Here is a 15248-nt window from a genome sequence, read left to right on the forward strand (position 1 = left end):
GGTGTGGCCCGCCGTGCCCGGCTCCGGGCGGTCAGGCTTGATCCCTGCGCCGGTCACGGCGGGCCACACCCCCGCCGGGGGCAGCCTTCGCGCGGCCCTCACGGGCCCGAACCCCCGCCCAGCGTCCGCCGCCGCGCTCGGGCGTCGGCGCCGCGTGCAGTCTTCCACCCGCTGTCACGCCTCGATCGACCGTCGGCTGCTCGCCTCCGTTTGCGGCGTGTCGTGGTATCGCCGGGCTCGGACACCGCGACACGCCGCAAACGGAGGCGAGCACGGGCGCACACCGCTGTATGCGGTGTGCGGTGCCGCCCGCACCAGTCACGCGGCGGTCGGTCTGGACATGCCGCTGGCCGGCACCCCGCTCGGGGGTGCCGGCCAGCGTTGATCGTTCAGGTGGGGTCAGTTGTTCCAGTGCTTGGCGACGAGGTCGGCGGCCTGCTTCTCCCACTGGGCGTAGTGGTCCGGGTAGGCCGAGACCTGCACGGTCTGCGCGGCCTTGGTCAGCGGCATGTCCTGCCAACCGTCGACCTGCTTCAGACCCTTCAGGAACGCCATCGTCGAGTACTCCGGGTCGGTGATCTGCTCAACCGTGCCCCAACCGCTGGACGGGCGCTGCTGGAACAGGCCCTGCGAGTCGTGGTCGTTGCGCTCACCCAGGTGACCCAGGTTCTCCAACTTCGACTCCTGCAGCGCGGTCGCGATCGCGACCACGGCGGCCCGCTCGTCCATACCCGACTTCTTCGTCGCCGCGATGATCGCCTTCACGTTCGCCGTCTGCTCGCTGTCCAGGGTGATGCGGGACTGCTTGCCCTGCACACCGTGCGGGATCAGCTTGCCCTTGTCCACACCCGGCTTGTCCGCCTGCACCACAGCAACAGCCTTGGCGTCCACCGGGTTGGCGTGGGCTTCGGTGACCGGGCCGGCGAAGACGCCACCGGCGAAAGCCAGACCAGCAATACCCAGAACGCTCTTACGCAGAATGGTCGTGTTCATCAGAGTGGCTCCATTCGGGGGTTGGCGACGTGCCCAAAGGGGGATCGGACACGCGCAAGCACCACGACAAGGCGCTCAAAGATCAGGGGGAAAGTCTTCGCCCGGCGGGCTTCGCGAGCGGGGGCTCACGGCGCCGGGTCCATGTGTAACGACCGGCGGCCCACCATCATTCCGGGGCCCGGCATCCCGGGCGGCCCTATGTATCGGGCCAGGCCAGCGGGTGCTGCTGCGATCGTCCAGGTGATGTAACGACCCGGGGCCCGTCGTCATTCCGGGGCCCGGGCACCCCGGTCGGCCCACGTGATCGGGCCAGGCCAGCGGGGGTGCTATTGCGATCGTCCAGGTGATGTAACGACACCGGCCCGGCCACCATTCCACCGCCAGGGTGCCCAGAGCACCCGACTCCCGGAGCGATCCGCCCACAACCGGACGCCAAGCCGCCCGAATATCGGACGCGCGAGGCGGCGAGGACCGGCCACCGTATCGACCTGGGACACGGCGCGACGCGGACATCTGGCACAGGCCCGAGCGGTCGGTCGAGATTCGCCGTAGCGCTGAACGAGTCGTCGCTCTGCGATCCGGACAGACCGGCCGAGCCCGAACACTCGGCCCAGACCGCCCCAGCGGACCGCCCGGGATTGCCGAGCCCAAACACTCGGGCCATGCCGCCCAGCGGACCGCCCAGGCACAGGCGTCGCAACCACCCGAAATCCGGGCGGCGGGCACAGGCGTCGCGACCGCCTATGTCCGAGCGCCGCACGACGAGCGGAACCCCACGGCTGTCTCCGGAGGCGGGAGACAACCCTGACGTCCCACGGGTCGGCGGCGGGAGGGTTGTGGCCGGCGGTGAACACCACCATGCAGCGGATTTGTCGGTGCCGGCGGGCAGGCGGACGGGACTCGGCCAGTTGGTCCACAAGGGACGCCGTTAACAAAGTGATCGTCGGACGGGAAAGCGAAACACAATGGAAAGACTGGCGAACAGTCGCCCCAGGGGGCAGCGGGAACGCGGTGGGTACCGGTAAACACATAGACCATGACCAACACCCTCGACCGCCGCACCCTCCTGCGCATGGCCGGCGCATCCGCCGGCACGGCCGTCCTCGCCGGCGCCACCCTTGCCGGCGCCGGTGCCGCCCACGCCGCCGGTGGCGCCTTCCTGCACGGCGTCGCCTCGGGCGATCCGCTGCCGGACGGCATCCTGCTCTGGACCCGGATCACCCCGACCCCTGACGCGACGCCCGGCTCCGGCGTCGGCCCCGATGTGGAGGTGAGCTGGCAGGTCGCCACCGACCCTGACTTCGCCACGGTGACCGCACAGGGCCAGCTGACGACCGGCACCGCCCGCGACCACACGGTGAAGGTGGCGGTCTCCGGTCTGGTGCCGGCGACGACGTACTGGTACCGGTTCGGGTACGCCGGCGGATGGTCGCCGACGGGCCGGACCATGACCGCCCCGGCCACCGATGCGGCCATCGACCGGTTGCGGATGGGCGTGGTGTCCTGCTCGAACTGGGAGGCCGGCTACTTCGCGGCGTACCGGCGGCTGGCCGACCGGGGCGACCTGAACCTGGTGGTGCACCTCGGCGACTACCTGTACGAGTACGGCACCGGCCAGTTCGACGCGGGGGGCACGGTGGTGCGCAAGGTCGAGCCGGCGCACGAGGTGCTGACCCTGGCGGACTACCGGATCCGGCACGGGCTCTACAAGTCCGACCCGGACCTGGTGGCGCTGCACGCCGCGCTGCCCTGGGTAATCACCTGGGACGACCACGAGGTGGCCAACGACGCCTGGTCGGGTGGGGCGGAGAACCACACCCCGTCCACGGAGGGCGCCTGGGCGGACCGGGTGGCCGCCGCGCGGCGGGCGTACCAGGAGTGGATGCCGGTACGGATGGGCGAGGACGGCGCGATCTACCGGCGGTTCCGGTACGGGCAGCTCGCCGAGCTGTCCATGCTGGACCTGCGGACGTACCGTTCGCAGCAGGCCTCGGGCACGGCGGTGGACGACCCGCGTCGCACCGTCACCGGCGACGCCCAGATGACCTGGCTCAAGGCCGGCCTGGCGACGTCGACGGCGCGCTGGAAGCTGGTCGGCAACCCGGTGATGATGGCGCGGGTCGACGTCGGCTCACTGCCGGCGTGGCTGCTCGGGCCGCTCGGCACGCTGCTCGGCATCCCGCAGAACGGCGCGGTGCTCAACGCCGACCAGTGGGACGGCTACAACGCCGACCGCAACGAGCTGGTCGACCACCTGCGGGCGACCGGGACCCGCGACGTCGTCTTCCTCACCGGTGACATCCACACGTCGTGGGCGAACGAGGTGACCACGAAGTCGACGGGGTTGTCCAACCCGGCCGCGGCCGAGTTCGTGGTGCCGTCGGTGACCAGCGACAACGTCAACGACTTCCTCAAGCTGCCGGCCGGCAATCCGCTGAGCGCCCTCGGCGCCGGGCTGATCCGGTCGACGAATCCGCACGTCAGGTGGACGGAGTTGGACGGGCACGGGTACGGCGTGCTGGAGGTGACGCCGCAGCAGTGCCGGATGGACTGGTACCACCTGGCCGACCGGACCCGGGCGGGCAGCGCGAGCCGGTGGGTGGCCGGATTCTCGGTGGGCGCGGGGTCGGCGAAGCTGCGCCGGGAGACCGCCCCGACGCTCTGAGCCGGGGGTACGCCCGCGAACGACGACCGGCCGACCCCCGTGACGGGGACCGGCCGGTCGTGCTGCTCGTTCAGGAGGTCACCAGAGCTGCTGGACGATGTCCGCAGCCTGCTCCTCCCACTGCGCGTACGCGTACGGGAAGGCCGAGATCTGGACGGTCTGCGCCGCGGTGGTCAGCGGCAGGTCCTCCCAGCCGTGCACGTTCTTCAGTGCCTCGAAGAACGCCCGCGACGAGTACTCGGGGTCGGTGATCTCCTCCGGCGTGCCCCAACCCGACGACGGGCGCTGCTGGAACAGCCCCTGCGAGTCGTGGTCGTTGTACGCGCCGAGGTGCCCCAGGTTGTAGAGCTTCGACTCCTGCAGCGAGGTGGCGATGCCGATCACCGCGCCGCGCTCCCCCACGCCGGTCTTCTTGGCCGTCTTGACGATGGCCTTGGCGTTGGCGAGCTGCTCGTCGTCCAGCGGGATGCGGGACTGCGCGCCCTCCACGCCGTGCGGGATGAGCTTGTCCTTGCCCGGCTTGCCGGTCGGGACCTTGCCGGTCGCGCTGCCGGTGGTCAGGCCCGACTCGACCGTGGCGCCCTGCCGGCTCTTGCCGGTGGCGAGGTCGATGGCGGCCACGGCCCCGGCGTGCGGTCCGCTGGTGACGGGGGCGGCCACAGCGGCGGGTCCGAACGCCAGGCCGCCGAGACAGGCGACGCCGGCGACCTTCAGTGCGGTGGTGCGGTTCTTCGCGATGGCGGGGAGCCATCGAGTGAAGTCGGCCCTCACGATGGTTGCCCTTTCGTCGTGTCGACGCGCTCGCTCAGTGAGCGCCCCTTCGGGGGAACTGCCTGGCCCGCCGGGGTTTGCCTACCGGCGGTTCTGGGGACACAACCAGGTTCACCTGTCGGGCATTCCGGAAATGCCAGGGCCCCCGGGGGCTGCGGCGCGGGTCACCCCGAGGATCGGACGGCCGCGACCGAACCGGACGCCGGCCACGAGCGTGCCGAACCGGACGCCAACCGCGAGCGTGCCGAACCGGACGTCAGGCGCGAGGCGCCCCGAACCGGACGAGGACGTGCCAGAGCTGCTTGAGGTGCTGGAGGGTGTCGGCGGCGGTCGACCCCCGGTCCGCCCAGCGCTGCGGCTCGCGGACCACCGAGGCCGCCGCCCGGCCGATCAGTGCGGCGTCGACCGGCGCCCCCGGCGTACCGAACTCGGCGTGCACCCGGGCGGCCAGCACCGGGATGGCCGGTCCCCGGAAGTCCGGGTCGACGTCCTCGACGGGCAGCGCGAAGCCGGGGTGGAACAGCAGCTCGATGCCGCACCGGTGGGCGATCCGGGCCAGTACGCGCCCGGTGTCCGTGTCGTGGAACGAGGGGTCGACGACGATGGCCTCGACGTCCCGGGCCAGTTCGACGCCGCCGTGGACCTGCGCCTCGACGTAGTCGTCCAGGGCGCGGCCGGCGGACCCGGGCGTCCACGCCTGCCGCTCCCGCCGGCGCAGCAGCGTCGCGACGAGGCGGGCGATGTCCATGCCGGCGACGCCCAGGCTGACACCGGTGCCGGCGGTCACCTCCAGCAGGGCGGCCAGCACCGGCTCGGCGACGTCGACCGTGCCGAAGTCCTTCGGCCCCAGGTGGCTGTCGCCGAAGCAGAGCGTGGTCCGGGCCAGTACCTCGGGACGCAGCCGCAGGTGGCAGGAGCCGAAGCGGGGGCAGGCGCCGTCGGGGTGGTCGAGCAGGTTCAACCCGCCGTAGACCGGTCGCTTGGCGGGGCCTACGCCGCGGGCCTGGTACGCACCGCCGAACATCGCCTCCTCCCAGCGGTCCCGGTCCCCGCCCGGGTACGCGGTGAGCCCGCCGTTGGAGATGCCGGTGACGAACTGGCTGCGGTAGCTCCCCTCCTCGGCGAGCACCTCGGCCACGGTGCGACCGTCGGCGATCAGCCGGTCGGGGTGGAAGTTGACCGTCAGCCCTCCCCCGGCGGTGATCGCGGCGATCAGCTGCTCGGGGTGGTGGCCGGCGCCGGACCCGGCGAGGTGTCGGGCGATGGTGGCCAGCGCGGTCGAGCGGTCCCGCAGCGCGACGGTGCGCACGTGGCGCAGCGCGGCGGACTGCGCCGGGGTGAGGACGACGGGGCGGGTGGCGGCCGGCATGGGCAGCAGTATCGGCGGCGGCCCGCGGCCAGTCGACCGGTTTCGGGGCGGCGTCAGCGCTCGCGATCGGTGCCGAAGCCGTCGAGGGTGGCGCGGTCGTCGAGGTCTCGCAGCTCCTCGAAGAGGGTGAGCTGCAACCCGGCCGGCGCGTCGAGGCGTGAGTTGAGCGAGTGCCAGGGCGTCACGGTGGGCGGGGCGATCTCGGTCGCGCCGGCGGCCACCAGCCGGGCAGTGGCGGCCGGCGCGTCGTCCACCTCGAACGCCACCCGGATCTTCGGGGCCACCTGCCGGCCCACCTCAACCTCGTCGATCATGCGCTTCTGGGCCGGGTTGGCGATCTCGAGGGTGGCCCGGCCGGCGTCGAGGATCACCACGCGGGCGTCGCCGGCACCGGAGAACGCGGCCTGCTCCGGCAGGCCCAGGGCGTCGCGGAAGAAGGCGACCGCGGCGTCGTAGTCCTCGGCCTCCACCACCAGGCGCAGCTGTCGTACGGTCGGCGGTCGGTCGTCGGTGCTCATCCGGTCGATCCTAGAACCGCGGCTGTCCGGTCGTCGGCAGGGCCGCAGTCCTTTGACTATCCACCTAGGACGGCCAGGCAGGTTCGGCGGCAGCGCGGACGGGGGCGGACCGGCGGGCACCAGGCGTCCGTCGGCGTTGGGCGGTGCCGGGGTGCGGGCTAGAGTGGGGGCGCGCGGCGACCGGAAGGCGATGAGGGTGACTGCAAGCGCGGTGGTCGACCAGCTGCACCTGGGTGACCACGTCTGCTGGGTGGACGACGACGAGACCGGCAGCCTGCACGCCGCCGGCCGCTTCGTCGCCAGCGGTCTCCGCCTCGGTCAGAAGGTCGTCTGGTTCACCGACGGGGTCTCCCCGACCGCCGTCCGGGCCCACCTCGACGGTGCGGGCGTGCCCACGGAGGCCGCGCTGGCCGGCGGCCAGCTGCGGATCGCGCCGGCGGTGGAGGGCTACGCCGCCGGGGGTCGGTTCACGCCGGACGAGATGATCGGCAACCTCACCACCGAAATCCTGCGGGCCCGGCGCGAGGACCGGGCGGGGGTACGCGTCGTCGGCGACATGGGCTGGGCGATCCGCCAGGGCATCTCCGTCGCCGACCTGGTCCGGTACGAGGCCGAGGTCAACCGGCTCTTCCTCGACGGCGAGGCCGCCGCGATGTGCCTGTACGACCGGCGGCTCTTCCCCGCTGAGTACCTGCTGCCGGCCACCGCCGCCCACCCCGCCACCGTGGGACGCAACGCCGGCCGGGCCTGGGCGCCGATGCTGCGGGCGTACCGGACGCGGGAACCGCACGGACTGCGCCTGGTGGGCGAGGTCGATCAGAGCAACCGGGGGGCCTTCGCCGCCATGCTCGACCACGTGACCGGTCCGGGCACCAACCAGCGGACGGCGGTGCTCGACGTCTCCGAGCTGCGCTTCGCCGACGTCGGCGCCGCGAGCGCGCTGGCCCGCGTCCGCCGCAACGCCCCCTCGCAGGTACGCCTGGTCGGCTGCCGCCCGGCGTTGACGCGGCTGCTCGACCTGGTCGACGGCGCCGACCCGGAGCCACCGGCGTGACGGCCGCGGCGGCGACCGGGCCGATACCCGGGGGCCTGGTCCACGAGGGAGCGTTCTACCGGGACGCCGCGGAGTTGCTGGCGCTGACGGTGCCCTTCGTCGGGGACGGTCTGACCCGGGGGGAACCGGTCCTGGTAGCCGCCCCGGAGGACCGGCTGGCGCTGATCCGGGCCGCCGTCGGCGCGGACGACGACCGGGTCCGGTACGCCGACCTGACCGTGCAGGGGCGCAACCCGGGGCGGATCATCCCGTGGGTGTTGCAGGCCTTCGTCGACCGGCACCCCGACCGCCGGGTGCGGATCGTCGGCGAGCCGGTGTGGGCGGAGCGTACCGAGCTGGAGCAGCCGGCCTGCGCGCAGCACGACGCCTTGATCAACGTGGCGTTCGCCGAGCGGGACGTCGCGATCCTCTGCCCGTACGACGTGTCGCGGCTCGCCCCCGCGGTGCTCGCGGACGCGTACCGCACCCACCCCGTGCTGGTCGACGGGGCCGGTCGGCGGCCCAGCCCCACCTTCGCGCCGGAGCAGGTCGTCGCCGGGCACAACACGCCGCTGCCGGTCCCGGCCGAACCGGTCGCCGTGCTCCGCTACGACCTCGACACGCTGGCCGACGTGCGCCGCTTCGTCACCGGGCACGCGCAGGCCGCCGACCTGCACCCGGATCGGGTGGCCGACCTGCAGATCGCGGTGACCGAGCTGGCCACCAACAGCATCGCCCACGCCGGTGGCGGCGGTGTGCTCCACGTGTGGCGCACCGCTGAACACCTGGTGTGCGAGATCCACGACGGCGGCTGGCTGAGCGATCCGCTCACCGGCCGGCTGGTGCCCCGGCACGACGGCATCGGCGGGCGCGGCCTGGTCATCGTGCAGGCGCTCTGCGACCTGGTGCTGGTGCACACCACCCCGGCCGGCACCACCGTCCGGCTGCACCTGCGCCTGGCGGGCGCGTGAGCGGGGCGTACGAGCTGCGGCCGGTCGGGTGGGTGGAGTCCCCGCTGACCGAGGCGGATCTCGCGCCGAAGCAGGGGGACGAGGGCGCGCCGGAGGCGTGGCTGGTCTTCTCACCCGCCGTCGGCGCGGCCCTGCGCGACCTGCGGCCGGGCGCGGAGGTGCTGGTGCTGACCTGGCTGGACCGCGCCCGCCGGGACGTCCTCGCGGTGCATCCGCGTGGCGATCGGAGCCGGCCGGAGACCGGGGTGTTCAACACCCGATCCCCGGACCGGCCCAATCCGATCGGGCTGCACCGGGTGCGGGTGCTGGTGGTCGACGGCCTGCGGGTGCGGGTGGCCGACCTGGAGGCCCTGGACGGCACGCCGGTGCTGGACGTCAAGCCGGTGCTGGCGGGGCTTGGGGAACGCTGAGCCGACTCAGGTACCGGCGTCGGTCAGTGCCCCCGGGCCAGCCAGTCCGGAAGGTGCGGGGCTTCCGCGCCGATGGTGGTGTCGTCGCCGTGCCCGGTGTGCACCACGGTCTGCGGCGGCAGGGTGAGCAACCGGTCGCGGATCGACGCGACGATGGTGCCGAAGTCGCTGTACGAGCGGCCGGTGGCGCCGGGACCGCCGGCGAACAGGGTGTCGCCGGTGAAGACCGCGCCGAGGTCGGGGGCGTGGAAGCTGCACGCGCCGGGACTGTGCCCGGGGGTGTGCAGCACCCGCAGGGTGGTGCCGGCGACGTCGATCCCCTGCCCGTCGGTGAGTGTCCCGTCGGGCGGCAGGTCGGGGTGGACCAGGTCCCACAGCACCCGGTCGGCGGGGTGCAGCAGCACCGGCGCTCCGGTGGCCTTCGCCAGCTCGGGAGCGACCCGTACGTGGTCGTCGTGGGCGTGGGTGGCCAGGACGGCGACGACCCGGCGGCCGGCGACCGCGCGCCGGATGGCGTCCACGTCGTGCGGGGCGTCGATCACCACGCACTCGGTGTCGTCACCGACCACCCAGACGTTGTTGTCGACGTCGAAGCTCTGGCCGTCGAGGGAGAAGGTGCCGGAGGTGACGGCATGGTCGACGCGGGCGGTCACGGGAACACCACCACCGAGCGCAGCACGTCGCCGTGGTGCATCCGGCGGAACGCCTCCTCGACCTGGTCCAGGGCGATCTCCTCGGTGACGAAGGCGTCCAGGTCGAGGCGGCCCTGCAGGTAGAGCTCGGTGAGCAGGGGGAAGTCCCGGCTGGGCAGGCAGTCGCCGTACCAGCTGGACTTGAGTGCGCCGCCCCGGCCGAAGACGTCCAGCAGGGGCAGCTCGACGGTCATCTCCGGGGTGGGCACCCCGACCAGCACCACCGTGCCGGCCAGGTCGCGGGCGTAGAACGCCTGCTTCCAGGTCTCCGGGCGGCCGACCGCGTCGATCACCACGTCGGCGCCGAACCCGCCGGTGGCGGCGCGGATCGCCTCGACCGGGTCGTCCGCGGAGGCGTTGACGGTGTGGGTGGCGCCGAACCTGCGCGCCCACTCGAGCTTGCGGGCGTCGGTGTCCACCGCGATGATCGTGGTCGCGCCGGCGAGGGCCGCGCCGGCCACCGCGGCGTCGCCGACCCCGCCACAGCCGATCACGGCGACCGAGTCGCCCCGGGTGACCTGGCCGGTGTTCATCGCCGCGCCGAGCCCGGCCATCACTCCGCAGCCGAGCAGCCCCACGGCGGCGGGCCGGGCGGCGGGGTCGACCTTCGTGCACTGCCCGGCGTGGACCAGCGTCTTCTCCGCGAAGGCGCCGATGCCCAGCGCCGGGGCGAGCTCGGTGCCGTCGGCGAGGGTCATCTTCTGGGCGGCGTTGTGGGTGTTGAAGCAGTACCAGGGCCGCCCGCGCCGGCAGGCCCGGCACACGCCGCAGACCGCCCGCCAGTTGAGCACCACGAAGTCGCCCGGCGCGACGCCGGTGACCCCCTCCCCCACCTGCTCGACCACGCCGGCCGCCTCGTGGCCGAGCAGGAACGGGTACTCGTCGTTGATCCCGCCCTCCCGGTAGTGCAGGTCGGTGTGGCAGACCCCGCAGGAGCGCACCTGCACCACCGCCTCGCCGGGCCCCGGGTCGGGCACCACGATGGTGGTGACCTCGACCGGCGCGCCCTTGCGCCGCGACACGACTCCCCGGACTTCCTGGCTCACGGTGTCCTCCCGGCTGCGCCCACGATCATGCCTCCCGCGAACCTACCGCCGCGCAGGCTCGCGGACCCAGCCCCGCGCGGCGGGTTATCGCGGACCGGTACGGGGTAGGCGGCGGCACGATTCTCCGCGGGACGGGAGTGGACATGAAGCTCACGCATGCGCCGTTGCGGCTCATCATCGGCGCGTTCTTCCTCAATTCGGGGCTCGGCAAGCGGACGCTGGAGGGTGAGGCCGCCGAACAGCTGCACGGCATGGCCGCCGGGGCGCTCCCCCAGCTGCGGCAGATCGACGCGGCCCGCTTCGCCCGGCTGCTGTCCGCCAGCGAGATCGCGCTGGGCGCCGCCCTGCTCACCCCGTTCGTGCCGTCCCTGCTGGGCGGGCTGGGGCTGACCGCGTTCGGGGCCGGACTGGTCCAGCTCTACGTGCGTACGCCCGGCCTGCGCGAGCCGGGCAGCCTCAAGCCCACCCAGGCGGGCATCGGCATCGCCAAGGACTCGTGGCTGGTCGGCGCCGGCCTCACCCTCGTCCTGGACTCGCTCACCCACCGCCGGTTGGTCCGCTGACCGCCGCGCACGGTCAGCGGCCGGCCACGACGTCGACGGGTACGGCCTCGGCGGCGAGCCGGCGGCGGGCGGCGTTGCGGTAGCGCAGCACCTGGACCGCGCCGAGCGCCCAGAGCAGGTACTGCACGGCGAAGGCCCAGCGGTAGGCGTCCAGCGTCGGGGCCGCCTGTCCGGCCGGGCCGGCCAGGTCCAGCACCACGCCGACCGCGAGGATCAGCAGGATCGAGGCGACGAACCCGCCGACGTTGACGATGCCGGTGGCGCTGCCGATCCGGTGCACCGGGTTGAAGGTGCGCGCGTAGTCGAACCCGATCACCGAACCGGGACCGTTCATCGCCAGGACCAGCACCAGGACCACCAGCAGCCAGTGCGGCGCGCGACCCGGCCAGGCCAGCACCACGGCCCAGACCGCGGCGGTCCCGGCGGTGATGGCGAAGACCACGACCGAGCGGCGGAACGGGTGCCGCGCGCACAGGTGCGCGACGACCGGGCCGCTGAGCAGCGTCGCCACGGTCATCAGGGTGAGCAGGCCGGCCGCCGCGGTGGGTGACAGACCCTGCCCCTGCACCAGGAACGGGTAGCCCCAGAGCAGCGCGAAGACCGCCCCGGAGAACTGGGTGACGAAGTGCGTCCACAGGCCCAGCCGGGTGCCCGGCTGCGCCCAGGCGGCGGCGAGCTGCCGGCGTACGGTGGCGAGGTCGGGGGCGAGGGCGCCGGCGTGTTCCCGGTGCGGGGTGTCCCGGACGCCGGCGGCCACCATCAGCAGCACCGTCGCGCCGAGCGCGGCGGCGGTGAGGAAGGCCGGGGTCCAGCCGGCCTGGTGCAGCAGCGCCACCAGCGGCACCGCGCCGAGGATCGCCCCGAGCTGGCCGAGGGTGCCGGTGAGCTGCACCATCAGCGGGTTGCGCCGGCCGGGGAACCAGAACGCGACGATCCGCAGCACGCTGATGAAGGTCATCGCGTCGCCGAGGCCGACCAGCACCCGGGCGGCCACGGCCAGGCGTACGTCGGTGGCGACGGCGAAACAGAGCTGCCCGGCGACCATCAGCGCGCCGCCGACGAGCAGCAGCCGGCGGGAGCCGTACCGGTCGAGCAGCACCCCGACCGGCACCTGCATGGCCGCGTACACGGCCAGCTGCGCCACCGAGAAGGTGGCCAGGGCGGCGGCGTTGATGTCGAACCGGTGCGCGGCGTCGACCCCGGTCACCCCGAGCGAGCTGCGGTGGAACACGGCCGCCACGTACGCGCTGAGCGCGACCGCCCAGACCAGCGCGGCGGACCGGCGCGGGATGGCCGGGGCGGCGCTCACCGCAGGGACCGGAAGACGGTGGCGGCGCTGTCGATGTGCGCGCCCACGGCGTCGAGCCAGGCGTGCGGGTCGTCGCCGTCGAGGGCGGCGAGCTGGCCGGCGTGCTCGGTGAGCGCCACCCGGGCCCAGCCGGGCGAGAGCCGGAAGCTGGCCTCCCCCATCCGCAGCTGGCGGTCGCGCAGCCGGTGGTACAGCTCGGCGAGGATCTCGTTGCCGGCCGCCTCCACCACGCTGGCGTGGAAGGCCCGGTCGGCCTCCATCAGCGCGCGCAGGTCACCGGCGGCGTGGGCCGCGCGCATCCGGTCGAGCCAGTCGGCGAGCACCGGGCGCAGGGCGTGCCGCTGCGGCCAGACCCGCTCGGCGGCGTGCAGCTCGACCAGCCGCCGGGCCTCGACGACGTCGGTGATCTCGCGGGCGGAGACCGGCCGGACCAGCGCGCCACGCTTGGGGTAGAGCGCGACCAGGCCCTCGGCCTCGAGCCGGAGCAGCGCCTCGCGGACCGGGGTGCGGGAGACCCCGGCCGCCTCGGCGATCTCGCCCTCGCTGATCAGCGACCCGCCCGGGTGGACCTGCTCCAGGATGGCCCGCTTGAGGTGGCGGTAGGCCCGTTCCGCGGCCGACGGCACGGCGGCGCGCGGCGGCGAGCTGGGATGCGTCATGCATCTATGATGCGTCCCTGACTCGTGGGGTCGCTGTGGCGGGAGGGGCGGGGGTGGGGCCCGCCACACCGCCGGCGGCCGGGCCGGCCGGATCAGGCGGTGCCGCCGCCGGCCGGGTCGAGTGCGATCAGGCCGTCGTCGCCGAGGCGGAACCGGGTCCGGTACGGCGTGCCGAGGCGGTCGGCCAGCTCGGCGAGCCAGCGGGCCTCGTCGGGCGCCGCCCGCTCCAGCCGCATCCGGCGGACCCGGACCGGCACCAGGCGCAGCCCGGCCAGACCGTCGGTGTCGAAGGTGGGCAGGTACAGCGTCCGCAGTTCCGGGCGGAACGACTCCTGCCCGCCGATCCCCTCGTAGTCGTCGATCAGGTCACCGCAGCCGTACAGGATCAGCCCGCCCCGGTACGCCTCGATCGGTCGGGGGTGGTGCGAGGAGTGGCCGTGCACCAGGTGCACCCCGGCCGCCACCAGCCGGCGGGCAAAGCTCACCTGCTCCGCCGGCACCTGGTAACCCCAGTTCGATCCCCAGTGCACGGAGACCACCACCAGGTCGCCCGGCCCGGCCTCGCCGGCCACCCGCTCGGCGAGCGCGTCGGCGGAGGCCTCGGTCGTCTCCGGCAGGTACGCCACCCCCGGTCGCCCCTCGGTCGCCGCCCACTGTGGCGGGACCCCGGCGGACGGGGCGCCCACCGACCAGAGCAGCAGCCGGCGGCCGCCCGCCAGGTCGATCCGGGCCGGCCGCCAGGCCTCCGCCGCGTCCCGGCCCGCACCTGCCGGCGTGATGCCGACCCGGCGCAGCCCGTCGAGGGTGTCGGTGAGCCCGTCCGGGCCGAAGTCGAGCACGTGGTTGTTGGCCAGTGCGCAGACGTCCAGCCGGGCGGCGCTGAGGCAGGCCAGGTTGTCCGGGTGCATCCGGTAGTGGATCTGCTTGCCGGCGGCGAACTCGCCCCGGCCGGTCACCGAGGTCTCCAGGTTGACGATCCGCACGTCCGGTCGCAGGTCGTCGAGCAGCCGCAACGCCTCCCCCCACGGCCAGTCCGGCGGCACCGGGCGTGGGATGGGCCCGGACGCCCGCTCGGCCAGCTCCACGTACCCGCGGGCGTCGCCCACCATCGGCTCCCGCAGCTCCGGCGGTCCCGGTCGGGGCAGGATCTGGTCGACGCCGCGACCGGTCATCACGTCGCCACTGAGAAACAGGGTCACCTGGTCGCCGGGCATGACGCCAGCTTCCCCGCACCGGCGGCGTCGTACCCCGACCATGGTGGGAATTGCACCCACGATTGCGTGAGTCACCCGGATCGGGGTACCAGGGCCGCCATGACGGTGGACGTGACGGTGGTGGTGGCCACCCGGAACCGGCGCGAGCAGCTGCTCGACGTGCTGCGCCGGCACTCCGGGCCGGTGATCGTGGTGGACAACAACTCCGACGACGGCACCCCGGAGGCGGTCGCGGCGGCCTTCCCCGAGGTACGGGTGGTGCCGCTCGGCACCAACCTGGGCGCCGGCGCCGCCCGCAACGCCGGGGTGGCGCTGGCCCGTACCCCGTTCGTGGCCTTCGCCGACGACGACTCCTACTGGGCGCCGGGGGCGCTGGACCGGGCGGCGGAGCTCCTGCGGGCGCACCCGCGTACCGGGCTGCTGACCGCCCAGGTGCGGGTCGGCGCCCAGTGTCGGCTCGACCCGGTCTCCGCCGGGATGGCGCGGGCGCCGCTGGGCACCCCGGCGGGCGCGCCGGGTCCGGCGGTGCTGGGCTTCCTGGCCTGCGCGGTGGTGCTGCGCCGCGCCGCGTTCGCCCAGGTCGGCGGGTTCGCCGACCGGCTGGGGACGTACGGCGAGGAGGCGCTGCTGGCGATGGACCTGGCCGCCGCCGGCTGGCACCTGGCGTACGTGGACGAGCTGGTCGTGCACCACCTGCCGCTGCCGGCCGGTCGGGACCTGCTGGCCCGGCACCGGCAGGAGGCGCGCAACCGGGTGCTGACCGCGGCGCTGCGCCGGCCGGCGCGGGTGGTCGCCGGGGTGGTCCGCCAGACCTGGCGGCACCCGGAGCGCCGGGTCGGCCTGCTCGACGCGGCGCGACAGCTCGGCTGGGTGCTGCGGGAGCGCCGGCGGTTGCCGGCCGCCGTCGAGGCGGACCTGGCGGTGCTGGAAGGCGCCGCCCCGCCGCGGGTGCCCGCCCAGGGCGCACCGGTGGCGCGCACGGTGCCGGCGCCGGCCGGCACGGAGCTCGGATAGCCTCCGCTCCGGCCGGCGCCG

At 74.1% G+C, this 15248-nt stretch carries 14 protein-coding genes and 2 pseudogenes; 6 read left to right on the plus strand and 10 right to left on the minus strand.

All coding sequences use genetic code 11. From position 1 onward, the window contains the following. Nucleotides 1-399: 399 nt before the first annotated feature. Complete coding sequence (locus tag ACTMTB_RS30495) at nucleotides 400-993, minus strand: hypothetical protein (protein WP_441149588.1); 594 nt, start codon at nucleotides 991-993, stop codon at nucleotides 400-402. Nucleotides 994-2029: 1036 nt separating this feature from the next. On the opposite strand from ACTMTB_RS30495, the gene ACTMTB_RS30500 reads away from it, so the two are divergent. Further along, a complete protein-coding gene (locus ACTMTB_RS30500) occupies nucleotides 2030-3658 on the plus strand; it encodes an alkaline phosphatase D family protein (protein ID WP_441149589.1) in 1629 nt (542 codons plus the stop codon). Nucleotides 3659-3736: 78 nt separating this feature from the next. Here ACTMTB_RS30500 and ACTMTB_RS30505 read toward each other — a convergent pair. The 4 genes and pseudogenes from ACTMTB_RS30505 to ACTMTB_RS30520 all read right to left on the minus strand — a co-directional run. Beyond that, a pseudogene (locus ACTMTB_RS30505) lies at nucleotides 3737-4168 on the minus strand (hypothetical protein); the annotation flags it as partial. A gap of 81 nt (nucleotides 4169-4249) precedes the next feature. After that, nucleotides 4250-4429, minus strand: a pseudogene (locus tag ACTMTB_RS30510) (hypothetical protein); the annotation flags it as partial. A gap of 256 nt (nucleotides 4430-4685) precedes the next feature. Continuing rightward, nucleotides 4686-5798 (minus strand): DUF3626 domain-containing protein, encoded by a 1113-nt coding sequence (locus ACTMTB_RS30515; RefSeq protein WP_441149590.1) that lies wholly within the window; start codon nucleotides 5796-5798, stop codon nucleotides 4686-4688. Between the two features lie 53 nt (nucleotides 5799-5851). After that, on the minus strand, nucleotides 5852-6316 hold the full coding sequence (locus ACTMTB_RS30520; protein WP_280840859.1) for a VOC family protein: 465 nt from the start codon (nucleotides 6314-6316) through the stop codon (nucleotides 5852-5854). A gap of 196 nt (nucleotides 6317-6512) precedes the next feature. Between ACTMTB_RS30520 and ACTMTB_RS30525 the strand changes: the two genes are divergently transcribed. From ACTMTB_RS30525 to tsaA, 3 genes are read left to right on the plus strand one after another with little or no spacing between them, the layout of a single operon-like run. Next, nucleotides 6513-7370 carry an MEDS domain-containing protein gene (locus tag ACTMTB_RS30525; RefSeq protein WP_441149591.1) on the plus strand — a complete coding sequence of 286 codons (858 nt, stop codon included), beginning with the start codon at nucleotides 6513-6515 and terminating at the stop codon, nucleotides 7368-7370. Continuing rightward, nucleotides 7367-8320, plus strand: coding sequence for an anti-sigma factor RsbA family regulatory protein (locus tag ACTMTB_RS30530; RefSeq protein WP_441149592.1), 954 nt, complete (start codon nucleotides 7367-7369; stop codon nucleotides 8318-8320). Before ACTMTB_RS30525 ends, ACTMTB_RS30530 begins: the two co-directional genes overlap by 4 nt. After that, nucleotides 8317-8730: a tRNA (N6-threonylcarbamoyladenosine(37)-N6)-methyltransferase TrmO gene (gene tsaA / locus ACTMTB_RS30535; protein ID WP_441149593.1), complete on the plus strand. Its 414-nt coding sequence runs from the start codon at nucleotides 8317-8319 to the stop codon at nucleotides 8728-8730. Before ACTMTB_RS30530 ends, tsaA begins: the two co-directional genes overlap by 4 nt. A 23-nt stretch (nucleotides 8731-8753) precedes the next feature. On the opposite strand, the gene ACTMTB_RS30540 is transcribed toward tsaA, so the two are convergent. Continuing rightward, nucleotides 8754-9383 (minus strand): MBL fold metallo-hydrolase, encoded by a 630-nt coding sequence (locus ACTMTB_RS30540; RefSeq protein WP_441149594.1) that lies wholly within the window; start codon nucleotides 9381-9383, stop codon nucleotides 8754-8756. Next, entirely contained in the window at nucleotides 9380-10468 is a 1089-nt protein-coding gene (locus ACTMTB_RS30545) for an S-(hydroxymethyl)mycothiol dehydrogenase (RefSeq protein ID WP_441149595.1), read from the minus strand. Before ACTMTB_RS30545 ends, ACTMTB_RS30540 begins: the two co-directional genes overlap by 4 nt. A 143-nt stretch (nucleotides 10469-10611) precedes the next feature. On the opposite strand from ACTMTB_RS30545, the gene ACTMTB_RS30550 reads away from it, so the two are divergent. Continuing rightward, a complete protein-coding gene (locus ACTMTB_RS30550; RefSeq protein ID WP_154936846.1) occupies nucleotides 10612-11031 on the plus strand; it encodes a hypothetical protein in 420 nt (139 codons plus the stop codon). A 13-nt stretch (nucleotides 11032-11044) separates the two neighbouring features. Here ACTMTB_RS30550 and ACTMTB_RS30555 read toward each other — a convergent pair whose 3' ends face one another. The 3 genes from ACTMTB_RS30555 to ACTMTB_RS30565 form a co-directional block, all read right to left on the minus strand. Next, nucleotides 11045-12340, minus strand: a complete 1296-nt coding sequence (locus tag ACTMTB_RS30555; protein WP_441149596.1) for an MFS transporter — start codon at nucleotides 12338-12340, stop codon at nucleotides 11045-11047. Then, nucleotides 12337-12999: a GntR family transcriptional regulator gene (locus ACTMTB_RS30560; protein WP_441149597.1), complete on the minus strand. Its 663-nt coding sequence runs from the start codon at nucleotides 12997-12999 to the stop codon at nucleotides 12337-12339. Before ACTMTB_RS30560 ends, ACTMTB_RS30555 begins: the two co-directional genes overlap by 4 nt. 92 nt (nucleotides 13000-13091) lie before the next feature. Next, complete coding sequence (locus ACTMTB_RS30565) at nucleotides 13092-14213, minus strand: CapA family protein (protein WP_441149598.1); 1122 nt, start codon at nucleotides 14211-14213, stop codon at nucleotides 13092-13094. 99 nt (nucleotides 14214-14312) lie between these two features. Here ACTMTB_RS30565 and ACTMTB_RS30570 point away from each other — a divergent pair, with 99 nt between their 5' ends. Next, complete coding sequence (locus ACTMTB_RS30570; protein WP_441149599.1) at nucleotides 14313-15227, plus strand: glycosyltransferase family 2 protein; 915 nt, start codon at nucleotides 14313-14315, stop codon at nucleotides 15225-15227. Nucleotides 15228-15248: the final 21 nt, after the last annotated feature.

This window comes from Micromonospora sp. L32, from assembly GCF_052068055.1.
Lineage (GTDB): Bacteria > Actinomycetota > Actinomycetes > Mycobacteriales > Micromonosporaceae > Micromonospora > Micromonospora purpureochromogenes.